The organism is Streptomyces sp. M-16, assembly GCF_052114405.1.
Classification (GTDB): Bacteria; Actinomycetota; Actinomycetes; order Streptomycetales; family Streptomycetaceae; genus Streptomyces.
On sequence record NZ_JBFRER010000310.1, the window covers coordinates 1 to 945 of the forward strand.

At 77.0% G+C, this 945-nt stretch carries 2 pseudogenes; both read right to left on the reverse strand.

The features are described 5' to 3' along the window. Positions 1-182 (reverse strand): annotated as a pseudogene (locus AB4039_RS42280) (glutamyl-tRNA reductase); the annotation flags it as partial. After that, positions 149-851: pseudogene (locus tag AB4039_RS42285) on the reverse strand (saccharopine dehydrogenase NADP-binding domain-containing protein); the annotation flags it as partial. The pseudogenes AB4039_RS42280 and AB4039_RS42285, both read right to left, overlap by 34 nt. Positions 852-945: the final 94 nt, after the last annotated feature.

The following is a 945-nucleotide window of genomic DNA, read 5'->3' on the forward strand; positions in this document are numbered from 1 at the left end:
ACCCGGGCGAGCGTCGCGGCGGCCAGCGAGGACATCGACCCGGCGCCGATCACCAGGGCCCGCTTCCCCGCGGCCCACTCCCCGACGGGCACCGCGGGCCCGGCGAGCTGCTCCAGCCCGAAGGTCACCAGCGACTGTCCGGCCCGGTCCCGGCCGCGGCGGAGCCGCCGGCCACGCCGGAGGCGGGGTCGGGCCCCTGCGGCTCCGCCGGGGGGTGCGCCTCGGGGCCACCCTCCACCGCGCGCGCCACGTCGTCGCCGGTCAGGACCAGCCCGGTCGCGCCCGTACAGGAGACGACCACGTCAACACGTGTCAGTTCGTCGGTGACGGCGCCCATCGTCACGGCCCGCGCCTCGACACCGGTGCCCGAGGCAACCAGAATCTCGGCGAGACGTTCCGCCCGCTCCGCGGTCCGGTTCGCCACGACGATCTCGGCGACGCCCACCCGGGCGAGCGTCGCGGCGGCCAGCGAGGACATCGACCCGGCGCCGATCACCAGGGCCCGCTTCCCCGCGGCCCACTCCCCGACGGGCACCGCGGGCCCGGCGAGCTGCTCCAGCCCGAAGGTCACCAGCGACTGTCCGGCCCGGTCACGGGGTGAGCTCCTCCAGCGCGACCCCGCTGTGCTGGGCCAGCAGCGTGGACAGCTCGGCGACACCGGCGTGGAACTTGTCCACGTCGGCGTACAGCTCGATCCGGTTGCAGGTGGCGAGCACGGTGGCCTCGGCCGCCGGCTCGGCGGCCAGCGTGTCGTGCAGCAGCTTGACCTTGGCGTCGGCGGACAGCGAGGCCCGCTCCAGGACGCTCACGGGCGCGCTGCGGTGACTGAGGCCCACGACGAGCAGACTCATGCCGGCATCACCGCCGGGACGTCACCCTCGGGGCCGCCCTTGCGCGCGGCCGCGGCGGCCCGGCCGGCCGGCGGCTCGACGGCGGCGGCGGGCG